This window comes from Rhodococcus sp. SORGH_AS_0303 (genome assembly GCF_030819335.1).
Taxonomy (GTDB): Bacteria; Actinomycetota; Actinomycetes; order Mycobacteriales; family Mycobacteriaceae; genus Rhodococcoides.
This window is the reverse complement of sequence record NZ_JAUTBO010000001.1, coordinates 1,613,455-1,628,937: the sequence shown is the minus strand read 5'-3', so window position 1 is coordinate 1,628,937 and position 15,483 is coordinate 1,613,455. Positions and strand designations below refer to the sequence as shown.

The 15,483-nt window shown below is 67.4% G+C and carries 13 protein-coding genes and 1 tRNA gene; 7 read left to right on the top strand and 7 right to left on the bottom strand.

Going from position 1 to position 15,483, the window contains the following annotated elements; all coding sequences use genetic code 11:
* Nucleotides 1–9 precede the first annotated feature (9 nt).
* Together QE449_RS07690 and QE449_RS07685 are read right to left on the bottom strand one after the other, a co-directional pair.
* Entirely contained in the window at nt 10–1,221 is a 1,212-nt protein-coding gene (locus QE449_RS07690; protein WP_027505619.1) for an acyl-CoA desaturase, read from the bottom strand.
* Between the two features lie 30 nt (nt 1,222–1,251).
* A complete protein-coding gene (locus QE449_RS07685) occupies nt 1,252–2,373 on the bottom strand; it encodes a ferredoxin reductase (RefSeq protein ID WP_307108586.1) in 1,122 nt (373 codons plus the stop codon).
* 202 nt (nt 2,374–2,575) lie between these two features.
* On the opposite strand from QE449_RS07685, the gene QE449_RS07680 reads away from it, so the two are divergent.
* Both QE449_RS07680 and QE449_RS07675 read left to right on the top strand, forming a co-directional pair.
* Entirely contained in the window at nt 2,576–3,253 is a 678-nt protein-coding gene (locus QE449_RS07680; protein WP_056446144.1) for a TetR family transcriptional regulator, read from the top strand.
* A gap of 20 nt (nt 3,254–3,273) precedes the next feature.
* Nucleotides 3,274–4,083 carry an alpha/beta fold hydrolase gene (locus QE449_RS07675; protein ID WP_307108585.1) on the top strand — a complete coding sequence of 270 codons (810 nt, stop codon included), beginning with the start codon at nt 3,274–3,276 and terminating at the stop codon, nt 4,081–4,083.
* On the opposite strand, the gene QE449_RS07670 is transcribed toward QE449_RS07675, so the two are convergent.
* Both QE449_RS07670 and QE449_RS07665 read right to left on the bottom strand, forming a co-directional pair.
* Nucleotides 4,080–4,676 (bottom strand): GyrI-like domain-containing protein, encoded by a 597-nt coding sequence (locus QE449_RS07670; RefSeq protein WP_307108584.1) that lies wholly within the window; start codon nt 4,674–4,676, stop codon nt 4,080–4,082. The genes QE449_RS07675 and QE449_RS07670 overlap by 4 nt on opposite strands.
* On the bottom strand, nt 4,673–6,004 hold the full coding sequence (locus QE449_RS07665; protein ID WP_307108583.1) for an MFS transporter: 1,332 nt from the start codon (nt 6,002–6,004) through the stop codon (nt 4,673–4,675). Before QE449_RS07665 ends, QE449_RS07670 begins: the two co-directional genes overlap by 4 nt.
* A gap of 23 nt (nt 6,005–6,027) precedes the next feature.
* Between QE449_RS07665 and QE449_RS07660 the strand changes: the two genes are divergently transcribed.
* Nucleotides 6,028–8,043: an NADPH-dependent 2,4-dienoyl-CoA reductase gene (locus QE449_RS07660; protein WP_307108582.1), complete on the top strand. Its 2,016-nt coding sequence runs from the start codon at nt 6,028–6,030 to the stop codon at nt 8,041–8,043.
* Between the two features lie 39 nt (nt 8,044–8,082).
* Nucleotides 8,083–8,889 (top strand): mycolate reductase, encoded by an 807-nt coding sequence (gene cmrA / locus QE449_RS07655; RefSeq protein WP_307108581.1) that lies wholly within the window; start codon nt 8,083–8,085, stop codon nt 8,887–8,889.
* A gap of 4 nt (nt 8,890–8,893) precedes the next feature.
* On the opposite strand, the gene QE449_RS07650 is transcribed toward cmrA, so the two are convergent.
* Nucleotides 8,894–10,468 carry a helicase HerA-like domain-containing protein gene (locus QE449_RS07650; RefSeq protein WP_307108580.1) on the bottom strand — a complete coding sequence of 525 codons (1,575 nt, stop codon included), beginning with the start codon at nt 10,466–10,468 and terminating at the stop codon, nt 8,894–8,896.
* Between the two features lie 123 nt (nt 10,469–10,591).
* Between QE449_RS07650 and orn the strand changes: the two genes are divergently transcribed.
* Together orn and QE449_RS07640 are read left to right on the top strand one after the other, a co-directional pair.
* Nucleotides 10,592–11,194 carry an oligoribonuclease gene (gene orn, locus QE449_RS07645; RefSeq protein ID WP_056446378.1) on the top strand — a complete coding sequence of 201 codons (603 nt, stop codon included), beginning with the start codon at nt 10,592–10,594 and terminating at the stop codon, nt 11,192–11,194.
* A gap of 80 nt (nt 11,195–11,274) precedes the next feature.
* A tRNA-His gene (locus tag QE449_RS07640) sits at nt 11,275–11,347 on the top strand.
* Nucleotides 11,348–11,401: 54 nt separating this feature from the next.
* Here QE449_RS07640 and QE449_RS07635 read toward each other — a convergent pair.
* Nucleotides 11,402–12,625, bottom strand: a complete 1,224-nt coding sequence (locus tag QE449_RS07635) for a DUF4185 domain-containing protein (protein ID WP_285185729.1) — start codon at nt 12,623–12,625, stop codon at nt 11,402–11,404.
* 515 nt (nt 12,626–13,140) lie between these two features.
* On the opposite strand from QE449_RS07635, the gene QE449_RS07630 reads away from it, so the two are divergent.
* A complete protein-coding gene (locus tag QE449_RS07630; protein ID WP_231476309.1) occupies nt 13,141–13,890 on the top strand; it encodes a M23 family metallopeptidase in 750 nt (249 codons plus the stop codon).
* Between the two features lie 4 nt (nt 13,891–13,894).
* Here the strand turns inward: QE449_RS07630 and QE449_RS07625 are convergent, their stop codons facing one another.
* Nucleotides 13,895–15,109: an Ig-like domain-containing protein gene (locus tag QE449_RS07625; RefSeq protein ID WP_261769329.1), complete on the bottom strand. Its 1,215-nt coding sequence runs from the start codon at nt 15,107–15,109 to the stop codon at nt 13,895–13,897.
* Nucleotides 15,110–15,483 lie beyond the last annotated feature (374 nt).

The following is a 15,483-nucleotide window of genomic DNA, read 5'->3' as shown; positions in this document are numbered from 1 at the left end:
CACTACCTCTCAGGCTGCAGCTTTTTCGCGCTCGATGATCACACCGGTCACCTTGTCCACACCGGTGAACCGGTCGGGAAGGGCGAGTCGGAAGATCTTGCCCCACACAGTACCGATCTGATGGAAGAAGCCACCAGTGTTGTACGGAAGGCCGTACTCCTCACAGAGCGCCTTGACCTCGGGTGCGATCTGCGGGTAGCGGTGCGCGGGCAGGTCGGGGAAAAGGTGGTGCTCGATCTGGTGCGAGAGGTTGCCGGACATGATGTGGAACAGGTCCCCACCCTCGATGTTCGCGGAGCCGAGCATCTGACGCACGTACCACTGGCCGCGGGTCTCCTGCGCGGTCTCCTCGACGGTGAACGTCTGCACGCCCGTCGGGAAGTGGCCGCAGAAGATGATCGAGTAGGCCCACACGTTGCGGACGATGTTGGCGGTGAAGTTGCCCACCAGCGTCGGAACGAACATCGGCCCGGTCAGCGCGGGGAAGACGATGTAGTCCTTGAGGACCTGTCGTCCGGCCTTCTTCCACCAGCCCTCGAGCAGGGGCTTGACGTCGTGCCACTTGCGCTTGCCCTGGATGACGTTCTCGGCCTCCAGGTCGTGCATCATGACGCCCCACTCGAAGAAGGTCATGAGCAGGAACGCGTAGATCGGGTTGCCCAGGTAGTACGGGTTCCACTTCTGCGCGCTGTCCATCCGCAGGATGCCGTAACCGATGTCGCGGTCCATGTCGAGGATGTTGGTGTACGTGTGGTGCATGTAGTTGTGCGAGTGGCGCCACTGGTCACCGGGGCAGGTGTTGTCCCACTCGAAGACCTTGGAGTTCAGGCCCGGCTCACGCATCCAGTCGTACTGGCCGTGCATGACGTTGTGACCGATCTCCATGTTGTCGAGGATCTTCGACAGGCTCAGGGCGCTGACGGCGGCGATCCAGGCCGGCGGGAAGAAGCCGAAGTACATCAGTCCGCGACCGGCGACCTCGAGTCCGCGCTGCGCCTTGATGATCTTGAAGATGTAGTCGCGGTCCTCCTGACCCAGATCCGCGACGGTGCGGGCGCGCAGGTCGTCGAGCTTGCGTCCGAGTTCCTCCACGGCTTCGTAGCTCAGGACGACAGGTCCGTCGGTTCCCGGCTCGTCCATCACGTCGACGCCGGACGTCGCGGTGTCGGGCGCCGAGCTGGAACCGATGAACGGGAGAAAGGACAGTGAGAGTCCGAACATGGTGACCTCCTCTTCGAGTATGTGGATGGGTCAGACGTCGATGTCGACGTCGCCCACGGGGACGGAGATGCAGAGCTGGATTTCGTTGTCCGGATCGGAGTCGAGCTCACCGGTCTTGACGTTGCGGGTGCATCCCGACTTCTTGATTGCCGTGCAGGTGAAGCAGATTCCCATCCTGCAGCCGAATTCCGGTGTCAGCCCGGCATTCTCGGCCTGCTCCAGGAGGGTGGCGCCGTCGTTCTCCGCCTCGACGGACGAACCCGAGAACGACACGGTTCCCGAGGCATCCCCGTCGACGACCGGAACTGCGGTGACGAACTCCTCCGAGAACAACGACTCGGAGAGTCCGAGTTCGTCGAACACCGACCTGACACCCTTCATCAACCCGGGCGGCCCGCACAGGAACGTCTGCGCCGAGGCGTGCCAGGGTGCTGCGACGTTCAGATGCTCGGTGTCGAAGAATCCGTGCAGATGACCACCGTTCTGCTGATCGGTGTACGCGTACAGAACGTCCACGTTGTCGTTCTCGGCCGCGATGCGGTCGAGTTCGGCGCGGTAGCAGACGTCGTTCTCCGTGTAGGCGTAGTGCAGGAACGCCACGCGTCCGGTGTACCCCTCGTGCACCAGCGTGCGCAGCATCGACATCACCGGGGTGATGCCGCTTCCACCACTGATCAGCAGAACGTGGTCCGGCCGCGGGCTCGGGAGCTCGAAGGTGCCCGTGGCCGGCGCGAGATTGACCACGAGACCGGGCTTCGCCGAGGCGACCAGGTAGTTGGACACGATGCCGTCGGGTTGAGCCTTGACGGTGAGCTCGATCGTGTCGTCGTCGGTTCCGGCGGTACCTGCCGGGGAGTAGCAACGCGTGTGCCGGACGCCGTCGACCACGACGCCGATCTGCACGAAGTGGCCGGCGGAGAACCCCTTCCACTGCCACGTGGGGCGCAGCGTCAGCGTGACGGTGTCGGGAGTCTGGTGACGGACGGCCACCACCTCGGCGCGCATGTCGTCGACAGTCATCATGGGGTCGACGAGTTCGAGGTACCGATCGACCGCGTGCGGCGTCGTCAGCGTCTCGAGCAACCGGGGCCGCAACCTGGACAGCAGCGAACTGCGACGGCCGCGCGATGTGGGGGTGGTGGCGATGCTCAAGTCGTCCTCCTCGAATGACGGGCCGGTGACTGGATCACTTCTCCAGTGCACACTCGTTCACTGGAACCGAGTGTGACAGCCCGTACCGGCAACTTTCAAGGCCAATGTGACGACGGACACGTACCGTGAGCAGCAGTGACCCGCCAGGCTCTCGCGCGGCGGAAGTGCACACCCATACACCGATGTCGGTTAATGTCGAGGAATGTCCGAGAATTCCGTAGGTTCCACGACGGCCAGCAGGGCCGAACGCAAGGAACGCACCCGGCGGGCACTCGTGGACGGAACGCTGGACGCCATCGCGGACCGCAGTTTCTCCAGCGTGAGCCTGCGGGAGGTCACGCGCGCGGCAGGAATCGTGCCGACAGCCTTCTACCGCCACTTCGCGTCGATGGAGGACCTCGGAGTCGCGGTCGTCGAGGACAGCATGCGCGTCCTTCGCAAGATCCTGCGCGACGTCCGTCGTCACCCGTCCGCGGACAACGCGCGCGAGTCGCTCGAACTGCTGGTGGGCGAGATCCGCGAACACGACGTCCAGTTCCGCTTCCTCATCCGCGAGCGGTCCGGCGGGGTGGTGGAGGTCCGGCGCGCGATCGAGACCGAGCTGCGAATGATCGTGCACGAGCTCACTCAGGACCTGTCCCGGATCCCCGCCCTGTCGTCGTGGCCCGGCGATGATCTCGAGATGGTCGCCGACCTCATCGTCAACACAATGCTGGCGACGGTGGTGGACCTGGTCGAGGTGACGCCCGCCGGCGCGGCCGAACGCGACATCGTCGAACGCGCGCTGTCCCAGCTGCGCGTGATCATGCTGGGAATGGGCCAGTGGCAGCCTCGGAACGTCCGCGGCGCACGGACGTCGGCAGCCGCCCTCGGAGCGTGAGGACCCGATAGCCTTTCCCCATGCAGATCTCAGTCGGTGACCTGACCTTCGACGCGGACCGCTACGGAACCCCCGGCGACCGCCCGGCCCTTCTCCTGCACGGTTTTCCCGAGACGTCCGCGAGTTGGCGCGACGTGGCGATCCGCATGGCGGACGTGGGCCGCGACGTCGTCGTGCCGAACCAGCGCGGGTACTCCCCCGGTGCCCGTCCGACCGGTACCGACGCTTACCGCATCGACCTGCTGGTCGCCGACGTCATCGGAATGCTCGACGAACTGGGCTTCGCGGCAGTCGATCTCGTGGGGCACGACTGGGGGTCGATCGTCGCCTGGTACGTCGCGGCGCTGCATCCGGATCGCGTGCGCACCCTCACCGCAGTGTCCGTCCCGCACCCGGCCGCCTTCGGATGGGCGATCCGCGAAGACGAGGACCAGAAGAAGCGCAGCGAGTACATGACTCTCTTCCGTCAGCCCGGCAAGGCGGAGGATCTGCTGCTCGAGGACGACGCCCGCCGGTTGATCGCCATGTTCTCCGGTGCCGCCGATCCGACGATCGTCTCGCAGCATCTTCCGGTGGTCGGCCGGCGTGAGACGCTCACCGCCGCGCTGGAGTGGTACCGCGCCATGACGCGCGACTTCGCGGATCTCCCGTCCGTCGAGGTGCCGACCACCTACGTGTGGGGTAACCAGGACACGGCGGTCGGCCGCGCCGCCGCCGAGCGGTGCACCCAGCACGTCACCGGCCCGTACGAGTTCGTCGAGTTGAGTGTCAGCCACTGGGTGCCCGAGGACGATCCGGACCGACTGGCGGACGAGATCCTCGCGCGTTAGCGCGTGACCGGTTGTCGCAGAATCGTTCTCAGCTTGTCGGCCACCACACGCCGTGGGTCGCCGAGATAGATCTCGTGATGACGTCCCGTCATCCGGAGCGAGTGCGCCGGGACGACGACGTCGTGCATGTGCGCGAGCACCGGCGCCTCGTCGTCGTAGGACCCGACGTGCAGCGTCTGCACGCACAGCCCCTCGTCGAGACGTATCAGGCGCACGTCGCCTGTCCGCGGGCCCGCCTTCTGTTCGCGGACGGTCTCCAGATGCTCGGCCGTGATCCAGTCGGGGGTCATGATCATCGCGGTCCATCGCCATCGCGACGGGTCCCGCTCGCGGGTGAACGACGCCCAGTCGTCCGCCCACCACAGCGCTTCGAGCGGCATCACCACGTGGTCTCTGCCGAGTTCGCGCTTGCCGAGGAACTTCAGGCCGTACGCGAGCGGATACAGAGACGACACCGCGTCGGTCCAGGCGGTCGTGTTCGGATCACCGTCCCCGTCGACCGTGAGGTACTGCAGGGGCGGCACCTCGACCACGTCGAACACCCCGAGTCGAGCGCTGTACGTCGCGATCTCCTTCTTGTGGTCGACCTTCACGCCGCCGCGTCCCTCCCCCGATCACCCTCGGGTGCCGCGACGCGGAGCAGGGCCAGTAGCCCGGCCGCCAGCACCAACACGATGCCGATGATGCCGGCCCGATCCGCGTCGAAGAGGAAGACGAAGAGTCCGAAGAGGCTCGGAGCGAGGAACGAGACCGCGCGTCCCGTCGTGGCGTAGAGGCCGAACATCTGGCCTTCCCGGCCGGGCGGGACTATGCGGGTCAGGAAGGTGCGCGACGCCGACTGTGCGGGTCCGACGAACAGGCACAGGATCAGTCCGAAGATCCAGAACATCAGGGGACCCGAGACGGCGAGCAGGACCAGCCCGGCGACGATCATCGACACGAGCGAGACGACGATGACGAGCTTGGGCCCCAGCACGTCGTCGACACGCCCCGCGACGACGGCGCCGAGTGCGGCGACGACGTTGGCGGCGACCCCGAAGAGCAGCACGTCGGCACTGGAGATGCCGTACACGGTGACGGCCAACACCGCTCCGAAGGTGAAGACCCCGGCCAGACCGTCACGGAACAGAGCGCTCGCGACGAGGAACCACACGGTGCGGCGGTCGGTGCGCCACAGCTCGGACACGTCGCGCCACAGCACGCGGTACGACTCGAGGTAGCCGGCTCGCGCGGCCGCCGCCTCGGGGTCGGTGACGGGGAGTTCGGGAACCGCGAAGAGCACGGGAAGCGAGAACACGAGAAACCACACCGCCGCGAGCAGCGCCACGAGCCGGATGTTGAGGCCGTCCTCGGTGGTGATGCCCAGCAGGCCGCGCTCGTCGCCGTCGCCGGCGATGAACCCGAAGTAGCACATCAACAGCAGGGCGATGCCGCCGAAATAGCCCATTGCCCAGCCGAATCCGGACACCCGACCCAGATTGTCGGGCGTCGAGACCTGACGCAGCATCGCGGTGTAGGGCACCTGCGCCACCTCGAAGAGCACCGAGGCGACGGACAGCAGGATCAGGCCCAGCCACAGGTAGTGGTAGTCGTCCTTCACGAAGAACAGTGCCGCCATGCACACGACGGTCGCGGTCGACAGTACGAAGAGGAGCCGTTTGCGGCGACCTCTGGCATCGCTGCGCTGACCGGAGACGGGAGCCAGGACCGCGACCAGAACTCCGGCGATGCCGAGCGACCACCCCAACCACGACGTGGCGGACACTCCGCCGGGCAGATCGGCACCCACCGAGTCGGTCAGGTACACCGAGAACACGAACGTGAGGATCACGGCCTGGAAGGCGGCGCCGCCCCAGTCCCAGAAACCCCACGCCAGCACCTGCTTCTTCGTCACGACACCGGGCGCGCCCACGACCACCATGTCTCGCAGCATAGGGTGCCGAGATGACCGACTTCCCTGTTCTGCTGTCGCCGATCACGGTCGGTCGTACGACGTTGCCCAACCGGGTGATGATGGGCTCGATCCACACTGGACTCGAGGATCGGGCGAAGGACGTAGAGAAGCTCGCCGCGTACTTCGCCGAGCGCGCCCGAGGTGGTGTGGGACTCGTCGTCACCGGGGGCTACTCCCCCAATCGCACCGGCTGGCTGCTTCCGTTCGCGGCCAAGTTGACCAACCGTCTCGAGGCCCGTCGCCACCGACGCGTGACCGATGCCGTGCACCGCGAGGGTGGTCGGATCGTGCTGCAGATCCTGCACGCGGGCCGCTACTCCTACCATCCGCTCTCCGTGAGTGCGTCGGGTGGGAAGTCGCCGATCACCCCGTTCCGCGCCCGCGGCCTCACCGATCGGGGCGTGGAACGGCAGATCAGCCACTACGTCCGGTGCGCGCGCCTGGCGCAGCGCGCAGGCTACGACGGCGTCGAGATCATGGGCGGCGAGGGCTACTTCCTCAACCAGTTCCTCGCACCGAGGACGAACCGTCGCACCGATCGATGGGGCGGGTCCGCCGAGAACCGGCGCCGCCTTCCGGTGGAGATCGTGCGTCGCATCAGAGCAGCGGTCGGACCGGACTTCCTGCTCTCGTTCCGGATCTCGCTGGCCGATCTGGTCGAGAACGGTCAGACGTGGGACGAGATCGTGGCACTCGCCACCGAACTCGAAGGAGCCGGGATCGATCTGTTCGACTCCGACTTCGGCTGGCACGAGTCGCGCGTGCCCACCATCGTGACGTCCGTACCGAGGGCCGCGTTCATCGACTTCACCCGCCGCCTCACCGAGGTGGTGACGGTGCCGGTGGCGGCGGCGAACCGGATCAACATGCCGGAGGTCGCCGAACGCCTGCTGCTCGCCGACGGCAGCGCGCACCTGGTGTCGCTGGCCCGCCCGATGCTGGCGGATCCCGACTGGCTGCTCAAGGCGAGGAACGGCCGACGGGACGAGATCAACACGTGCATCGCCTGCAACCAGGCCTGTCTCGACCACGTCTTCGTCCACCGCAAGGCGTCCTGCCTGCTCAATCCGCGGGCCGGGCGGGAGACCGAACTCGTGCTGTCCCCGACTCGCTCCGCGAGAACGGTCGCCGTCGTCGGCGCCGGCCCGGCGGGACTCGCCACCGCGGTCGCACTGGGGCAGCGTGGTCATCGCGTCACCCTCTTCGAGGCGCGCGACGAGATCGGCGGCCAGTTCGCGATCGCGCAGCGCATCCCCGGCAAGGAGGAGTTCGCCGAGACGGTCCGCTACTTCACCCACGCACTCGCCGCAGCGACGGTCGACGTTCGGCTCGGCACGACGGCCGGCGCCGCGGACCTCGTGCACTTCGATCGCGTCGTCCTGGCCACGGGTGTGGTGCCGCGCATCCCGTCCATTCCCGGCATCGATCACCCCAGCGTCGTCACGTACGCCGAGGCGGTGCTCGGCCAACGGGACGTCGGCAGGCGCGTGGCCGTCATCGGGGCAGGCGGCATCGGTGTCGACGTCTGCGAGTTCCTCACCACGGAACACTCCTCGACTCTGGACACCGCGGAGTGGCGTCGGGAATGGGGAGTCACCGACGATCCGGCGGCCGCGGGTGCCGTGGCCACCGCCGTCGCTCCCCCCGCGGCTCGCGAGGTGTACCTGCTGCAGCGGACGGCGGGACGGATCGGGACGCGACTCGGCAAGACCAGCGGCTGGGTGCATCGCGCTGCCCTGCGAAGCAGGAACGTGACGCAGTTGTCGGGGGTGCGGTACGACCGGATCGACGACGACGGACTTCACATCACCGTCGACGGACGGACACGCGCACTGGAGGTCGACACGATCGTCGTGTGCGCCGGTCAGGAGTCGGTGCGCGATCTTCTGGACGATCTCACAGCTGCGGGAACAGTAGTTGACGTCATCGGCGGCGCCGACGTGGCGGCGGAGGTGGACGCGAAGCGGGCGATCGAACAAGGGACCCGCCTCGCGGCCGCCCTCTGACGTCGCGTGCTCCGCAGCGTCACGCTAGCCTCGGTGACCGTGAGCCTCCCCGCACCCACCGCAGAGTCCCGTGCCGTCGTCACCGGAGCGTCGTCCGGCATCGGAGAAGCACTCGCCACCGAACTCGCCGCCCGTGGTCATTCGCTGATCGTCGTCGCCCGTCGAGGCGAGTTGCTCGAGGCGCTGGCGGCGAAGCTGACCGCCGAGCACGGCGTCACCGTCGAGGTCCGCGTGAACGATCTGTCCGATCCCGTTCAACGCCAGACCCTGGCGGACGAACTGGCCGGCCGCGACATCTCGGTGCTCTGCAACAACGCCGGCATCGCCACCTTCGGTCCGGTGTCGGCGCTGGATCCCGCCTACGAGCGCGCCCAGGTGCAGCTCAATGCTGTTGCGGTGCACGATCTCACGCTGGCGGTCCTGCCCGGCATGATCGAGCGCGGCGCCGGCGGCATCCTCGTCACCGGCTCGGCCGCGGGCAACATGGCCATCCCCAACAATGCGACCTACGCCGCCACCAAGGCGTTCGTGAACACGTTCTCCGAGTCGTTGCGATCGGAGCTCGCCGGCACCGGCGTGCACTGCACGCTCCTCGCACCCGGCCCGGTCCGCACCGAGACGCCCGATCCCACGGACGCCTCCATCGTCGACAAGCTGGTGCCGGACTTCCTGTGGATCGACAGCGCGTACACGGCACGGCTGTCTCTCGACGGGCTCGAGAAGAACAAGATGCGCATCGTTCCCGGAATCCTCAGCAAGGGCATGTCCGTTGCGGGCCAGTACAGTCCGCGCTCGATCAGCGCTCCGATCATCGGCAGCTTCTACAAGAAGCTCGGCGGTTCCTGACCTTCTACCTCCGACGGCGGCGTCCGGTCCCGAAGATGCTCCGTGAGATCTCGCGACCGGCCGCACTGGCTGCCGACCGCAGGAAGCTCTTCACGGCGGGGTTGGCCATGATGCGTTCTGCGGCCGACGGCCCTTCCGGCTCCGGCGCGGGCAGCGGCGGCAGGTCGTAGGTCTGCGGCAGCGGCGGGAACTCCGGCTGCTGCGGCGTCGGTTCGGGGGCCATCCGTGCGTTCAGCAACTCGTACGCGGACTCGCCGTCGACGGTGGTGCCGTACGTCGCGTACAACGGACTGGCGGTCGCGGCGGCCGTGATCGCGTCCGTTCCGATGGTGTCCATCAGCGACTGCGGCGGACGAATCCTGGTCCAGGCCACGGGGGTCGGCGCGCCCCGCTCGGACAGCACCGTGACGATCGCCTCGCCGGTCCCGAGGGTGGTGAGTGCCTCCTCCAGGTCGTAGTCCGCACTCTTGGGATACGTCCGTACCGTCTTGGTCAGCGCCTTCTGGTCGTCCGGGGTGAAGGCGCGCAGCGCGTGCTGCACCCGCGCGCCGAGTTGGGAGAGCACCGGCCCGGGAACGTCCGACGGCAGCTGCGTGCAGAAGAAGATGCCGACACCCTTGGAGCGGATCAGTTTCACGGTCTGCTCGACCTGCTGGAGGAACGCCTTCGACGCGTCGGCGAAGAGCAGATGTGCCTCGTCGAACACGAACACCAGCTTCGGTGCGTCGAGGTCCCCCTCCTCCGGCAGGGTCTGGAAGAGATCGGCCAGCACCCACATCAGGAACGTGGAGAACATGACGGGACGCGCTGCGAGAGCGCCGAGTTCGAAGAGGGTGACGATGCCGCGTCCGTCCGGTGCGGTGCGGATCAGGTCCTCCGTCCGCATCTCCGGCTCACCGAAGAACGTGTCGCCGCCGTCGGCCTCCAGGTTCACCAGTGCCCGCAGGATGACACCGGCGGTGGACGACGAGACGCCGCCGATGCCCTCCAGGTCGGCCTTGCCCTCGTCGCTCGTGAGGTGCGTGATGACGGCACGCAGATCCTTCAGATCGAGCAGCGCGAGCCCCTGCGTGTCCGCCCAGTGGAAGATCAGTCCGAGGGTCGACTCCTGAGTCGCGTTGAGCTGCAACACCTTGCTGAGCAGGATCGGGCCGAACGCCGTGATGGTCGCGCGTACCGGCACCGCGCCACCCTCGGTACCGAGGGAGAGGAACTCGACCGGGAATCCCGTGGGCGCCCACCCGTCCGCGCCGGTCTCGCCGGCCCGGCCGCGCAGGCCGTCCGAGTCGGCGCCCGGAGCGGACAGTCCCGAGAGGTCGCCCTTGACGTCGGCCAGCACCACCGGAACACCGGCCGCGGAGAGCTGTTCGGCGATCACCTGCACGGTCTTCGTCTTGCCGGTTCCCGTGGCGCCGGCCACGAGGCCGTGACGGTTCACCATCTTCAGCGGTAACCGGACCCGTGCGGTCGGATCCGCGACGCCGTCCAGCACCACACTGCCGAGTTCGATGGCGGGACCTTCCGTGGCGTACCCCGCTGCGATCGCGGCCGCGCGGCCACCCTCCGTCGGTTCCGTCATCGTCACTCGTGCTCCCGTTCTCGTGTCGCCGGCGGTACGGGCTGAACTCTATCGCCGGTACCGACACGTGCGGGTCTACTGTGGCAGCGGTACCGATGGACACGACGGATACCGAGGATGTGCGTGAACGACAAACTGGTGTGGATCGACTGCGAGATGACGGGCCTCGAGCTGGGCTCGGACAAGCTCATCGAGATCGCGGCCCTGGTCACCGACAGCGACCTCAACGTTCTCGGCGACGGCGTGGACATCGTGATCCACTGCGACGACGACGCACTGGCCTCGATGCCGGACGTGGTCACCGAGATGCACGCCAAGTCGGGGCTCACCGAGGAGGTCCGTGCGTCGACGGTCACGATGGAGCAGGCGCAGGAGAAGGTGCTCGAGTACATCCGGCAGCACGTTCCCGCCGGCACCGCGCCGCTCGCCGGCAACTCGATCGGCACCGACCGCGGCTTCATCGCGCGGGACATGCCGGAACTGAACGACTACCTGCACTACCGGATGATCGACGTCAGCTCCATCAAGGAGTTGTGCCGCCGGTGGTACCCACGCATCTACTTCGGTCAGCCTCCCAAGGGCCTCGCGCACCGGGCACTCGCGGACATCGAGGAGTCGATCCGGGAGCTCAAGTACTACCGGCAGACGGCCTTCGTGGCGGCTCCGGGACCGACCACCGAGGAGATCAGCGCCGTCGTGACGACGCTGACCGGTGGCGACGCGTGACACAGGGAACCGATTGGCTTCCCGCGTATCGGTCACGCTAGTATCGAACGCGCTGCATCGCCGCAGGGTGTGCAGCAATGGTGGGCGTAGTTCAGTTGGTAGAGCACCAGGTTGTGATCCTGGCTGTCGCGGGTTCGAGTCCCGTCGTCCACCCCGAACACGAAGGCCCCCGACTCGCGAGTCGGGGGCCTTCGTCGTGCGTGGGGCTCAGCGGGGCAGCGCGTCGAGGTCCGTCCGCATGAGGATGACGTTGTAGGACGAGTACTGCGACGCCGTGAAGTACAGCGAGTCACCGGCCGACCTCGGGTGGATGTAGGGCGCGTAGAGGCCACCGCCCGGGTAGTTGCCGATGTCGTTGTTCACCACCAGCGCGGTGGGAGCGCTCCACGGCCCCTCGGGCGCCGACGCGGTCCGCGCCATGATGCGGCCCTCGACGTCGTTGCCGTACAGCATGATGTAGCGACCGAGATACGCATTCCACGCGACGGACATCTCCCCGACCGGCTGGCCGACCACAGGAGCGGCGGCGGCCAGGTCGGAGGTCCAGGACCCACCGTTCCAGTACTCGTACCGGGTGAGGTCCAGCATCGCGTCGGGTGCGACGCGGGCCAGGTAGGCCGCACCGAGACGGCCGTTCGGTGTCCCGTACTGGTACACGAACCCGTCCTGGCCGCGGACGAACGCCGCCTGCTGGAAGCGGGCGTCCAACTGCTCCGTACCGGGGACGGCCACGCCGCTGTTGAACCGGATCGTGCCGGGCTCGGGGAACCACGTCTGCCCGTTGTCGCGCGACGTCGCGATTCCCGCGTAGTTCGTCGACCACACCGAGCCGCTCCACTCGCGGACCGACATGAAGTGCAGATACTGCACGCCGTTCACGGCGATCGCCGACGTGGGAACGATCGTGTACTCGACAGGTGAGAGCCCGAGAGCCGAGAGCAGTTGGGTCGCGAATCGCGGATCGTTCCCGGCCACCACCGCACCGGAGTTCACGTCACCGGGCACACCGTCGGCGAACGTGATGCCGTCCGACAGGTCGGTGTCGTTGCTGCGCAACAGAACATTGTGCCGCCACTGCCCGCCCGGGACCGCGCAGTTCCCGAAGGTGTCGCCGAACGCCATGAGGGTCTGACCGGCTCCGTTGTCCCAACTGATGCCGAGATCGGTCCCCGAGATTCCGAAACGATCGAACGTCCGGTTCACACTCTCCTGACCGGTCACCCACCCCACGGTGGACGTCGACGGCCCGTTGTAGGCGGGCACCGGACCCTGCCGTCCCGCAGGTGGCTGACCGGGAAAACCTGTTCCGTCGATCCCGGTACCGGGCAGTCCTCCACACGGTTCGGCCGCCGCCACGGGCGCGAGCACCAGGCTCACTCCCCCCACCAGTGCCAGTGCCAGCGCAGCCGCCATCGCCCGTTGTCGTCGCATACAGAACATCCCCCACAGTCGCGCCACACGCGGCAGTAACCCGCCCCCGAACGCAAGGTACCAGTCCGGACACGGTCCGATCTCCGCACCGGGACGGCCCCACCGACGAATTACATGTATGTGTTTTCGCAGGTAGGTCGGCACAACCGAATTACGTTGGTGTAATTGAGCATTCGTGTTACCGAGCGATACTGCTGTCCCGTAGAGTGACCCGTGGCGCTCTTGGGGAAGGTGCGCCGTGTGTTACTCGTGTTGTTCGCTCGACGGACGTGAATGCCAAGGGAAGGGCATTCGACTTCGCCGAGCGGTGCGCCGTGGGCGACTGCTCGTCCGGTACCGGTCGGTGAGACCGGTGCGGGACAGAGGGACGTCGACGGCCGTACCGCCGTGGACAGCGCAGCAGCGACGGGACTCCTCCCCCGGGTCGGCGCAGACCGAATGGCGACGCCCGTGGGCGCATACGGAGGTAGCTCGTGCACCGAACATCACACTCGAACACCGCATCACAGGACACCGTGGACGCATCGCCGTCACCGGTGCGCCGCCGTGGTCGCTGGGGATCCGCCGCCATGGTGGGCGTCGCGGCCACCGGAGCTCTGCTCTTCGCCGGGACACCCACGGCCGCAGCAGCACCCGCGCTTCCGCCGCTCCCCGCTCTGCCCGCGTTCCAGATTCCCGGTGTTCCGCTGAGCGCCAAGCAGCAGGCGGCGATCCTCGCCGCCGTCTTCGACGCGACGGGCGTGCTGGTCCAGGAGGTCGCGGGGCTCGTTCTCGGCGACATCACCCTCACCCCGGTGACTCCCGACGCCGCGCCGGACGCCACGTCGCCCTTCCAGGCGGCCCCGCTGGGCGTCGGCGGATCACGACTCCCCTTGACGCCCGGCACCTTCGAGGTCACGTCCGGTTACGGCGGGCGCAACAACCCGACCGGCGGCGGACGGCAGAACCACGAGGGCATCGACCTCGGAGCCGCGCAGGGCACCACGATCTACGCGGTCACCGGCGGCACCGTCACGCAGGCCGGTGACGCGGGCGACGGGTACGGCAACCTGGTGAAGATCCAGAAGGGCGACACGGAGGTCCTCTACGGACACCAGAGTCGCATCGATGTCGCCGTGGGTGACACCATCGCTCCCGGTCAGGCCATCGGCGCGGTCGGCAGTACCGGCGACTCCAACGGCCCGCACCTGCACTTCGAGGTGCGACGCGGCGGCGAGGCCGTGGACCCGGTCGGTTACCTCACCGCTCTGGGCCTGAAGGTCTAGCGGCTCAGACGGACTGGGCGTTGCCGGCTTTCCACTCGTCCCACGGGATGTTCCAGTCGCCCAGTCCGTCGGTACCCGACAGCGTTCCACCCACGGTGTTCTTCACGACGGTGATGTCACCACGCTTGGTGTTGTCGTAGACCCACTTCGCGTTCGACGGGCTCAGGTTCAGGCAACCATGGCTGACGTTCGAATAGCCCTGTGATCCGACGGACCACGGCGCCGAGTGGAAGAAGATGCCGCTGTACGACATTCGCGTCGCCCAGTCGACCGGAGTGCGGTAGCCCTGCGCGGAGTCCACGGCGACGCCGTAGGTCGACGAGTCCATGACCATGGACGCGAACTTGTCACCGATGATGTAGACCCCGTTGTCGGTGGGCGAGCTGTCCTTGCCCATCGACGTCGGCATGGTCTTGACGTCGACTCCGTTGACGGAGAACGTCACCTGCTTGGTGGCGTCGTCCGCGGTGGCGATGACGGCGTCACCGATCGAGAAGGACGACGACGCGTTCTCCTGGCCGAAGAGTCCCTCGCCGAGGTCGCGACCGAAGACGTCCACCGTCACGGTGACGCGGGTGCCGGGAGCCCAGTAGTTCTGCGGGCGCCACCGCACCTCTTTCTGGTTGACCCAGTAGAAGGCACCCTCGACCGGCGGGTCCGTCACGACGGTGATCGCGTTCTGCGCGGCGATCTTGTCGGGGATCGGCTCGTCGAACTGCACGGCGACCGGTTGGCCGATGCCCACGATCTCGTTCTCGGACGGCAGCAGGTACGGCTTGGTGACGTTGTCCGGCGAACTGGTGGTGAAGGACGAGACGGACGACGCCTCACCGCCCAGACCGTAGGCCCGCGTACGCAACGTGTAGGTGCCGTTGTAGTCGAGCACCTCGCTGTTCGTCCAGGACGACCGATCCTCGGACAGTGCTCCGGGGACAGGGGTGCCGGCGTCGTCGGTGAGCGTCACCTCGGACAGGGTGCCGTCCGCCACGGTCACCGCGACCGGAGCACTCGGGGAGAATCCGACGGACGCGTCGGGCGCCGGCAACGACACCTTCGGCTTCATGAGCTCGGACAACGGGTTGGAGTCGATCGGTGCGGGAGCCGCCGTCGGTGTCTGACCCGACCCCGCCGTGCACCCGGCCGCGGAGAGTGCGAGCACCGTCATCGCGGCCACCAGAGTCGAGCGCCCACGACGGGTCCTACCCCACGACATCGTCATTCTCTCGACTCCACTCACCTGCGCCCGAACCATCAGCTATCACGCACATGATGCCATCCACCTGGGATTTCTCACCACTCCGGAGCTGGGGAACACGGTCACGGTCGAGTACCGATCGAGCATCGACCCGGCTCCTCACCAGCGGTCCGGAGCCTCTGCCAGCGGGAATGCGGACCGGGCGTCCCGTTTCGATGATCGCGGGTGCTGTTGGTGTGCGTCACAAGCGACCCCGGACAGCACGACGCCGCCGAGCGTGAACTCGGCGGCGTCGAGGACGGAGTCGGCCGTGCGCCTCTCGGCAGAAGGCCGCTCGTAGCGGCGAAAGGGGTGGTACCCGGGGCATGGATCCGACTCCGTCGAGCTGTGCAACGCCG

Bases quoted from the DNA above. Each gene is read 5' to 3' on its own strand.
- QE449_RS07665 (WP_307108583.1), bottom strand. From the start codon at position 6,004: ATGGTGGTCGTGGGCGCGCCCGGTGTCGTGACGAAGAAGCAGGTGCTG.
- QE449_RS07690 (WP_027505619.1), bottom strand. From the start codon at position 1,221: ATGTTCGGACTCTCACTGTCCTTTCTCCCGTTCATCGGTTCCAGCTCG.
- QE449_RS07680 (WP_056446144.1), top strand. From the start codon at position 2,576: ATGTCCGAGAATTCCGTAGGTTCCACGACGGCCAGCAGGGCCGAACGC.
- QE449_RS07625 (WP_261769329.1), bottom strand. From the start codon at position 15,109: ATGACGATGTCGTGGGGTAGGACCCGTCGTGGGCGCTCGACTCTGGTG.
- QE449_RS07650 (WP_307108580.1), bottom strand. From the start codon at position 10,468: ATGACGGAACCGACGGAGGGTGGCCGCGCGGCCGCGATCGCAGCGGGG.
- QE449_RS07635 (WP_285185729.1), bottom strand. From the start codon at position 12,625: ATGCGACGACAACGGGCGATGGCGGCTGCGCTGGCACTGGCACTGGTG.
- QE449_RS07675 (WP_307108585.1), top strand. From the start codon at position 3,274: ATGCAGATCTCAGTCGGTGACCTGACCTTCGACGCGGACCGCTACGGA.
- QE449_RS07660 (WP_307108582.1), top strand. From the start codon at position 6,028: ATGACCGACTTCCCTGTTCTGCTGTCGCCGATCACGGTCGGTCGTACG.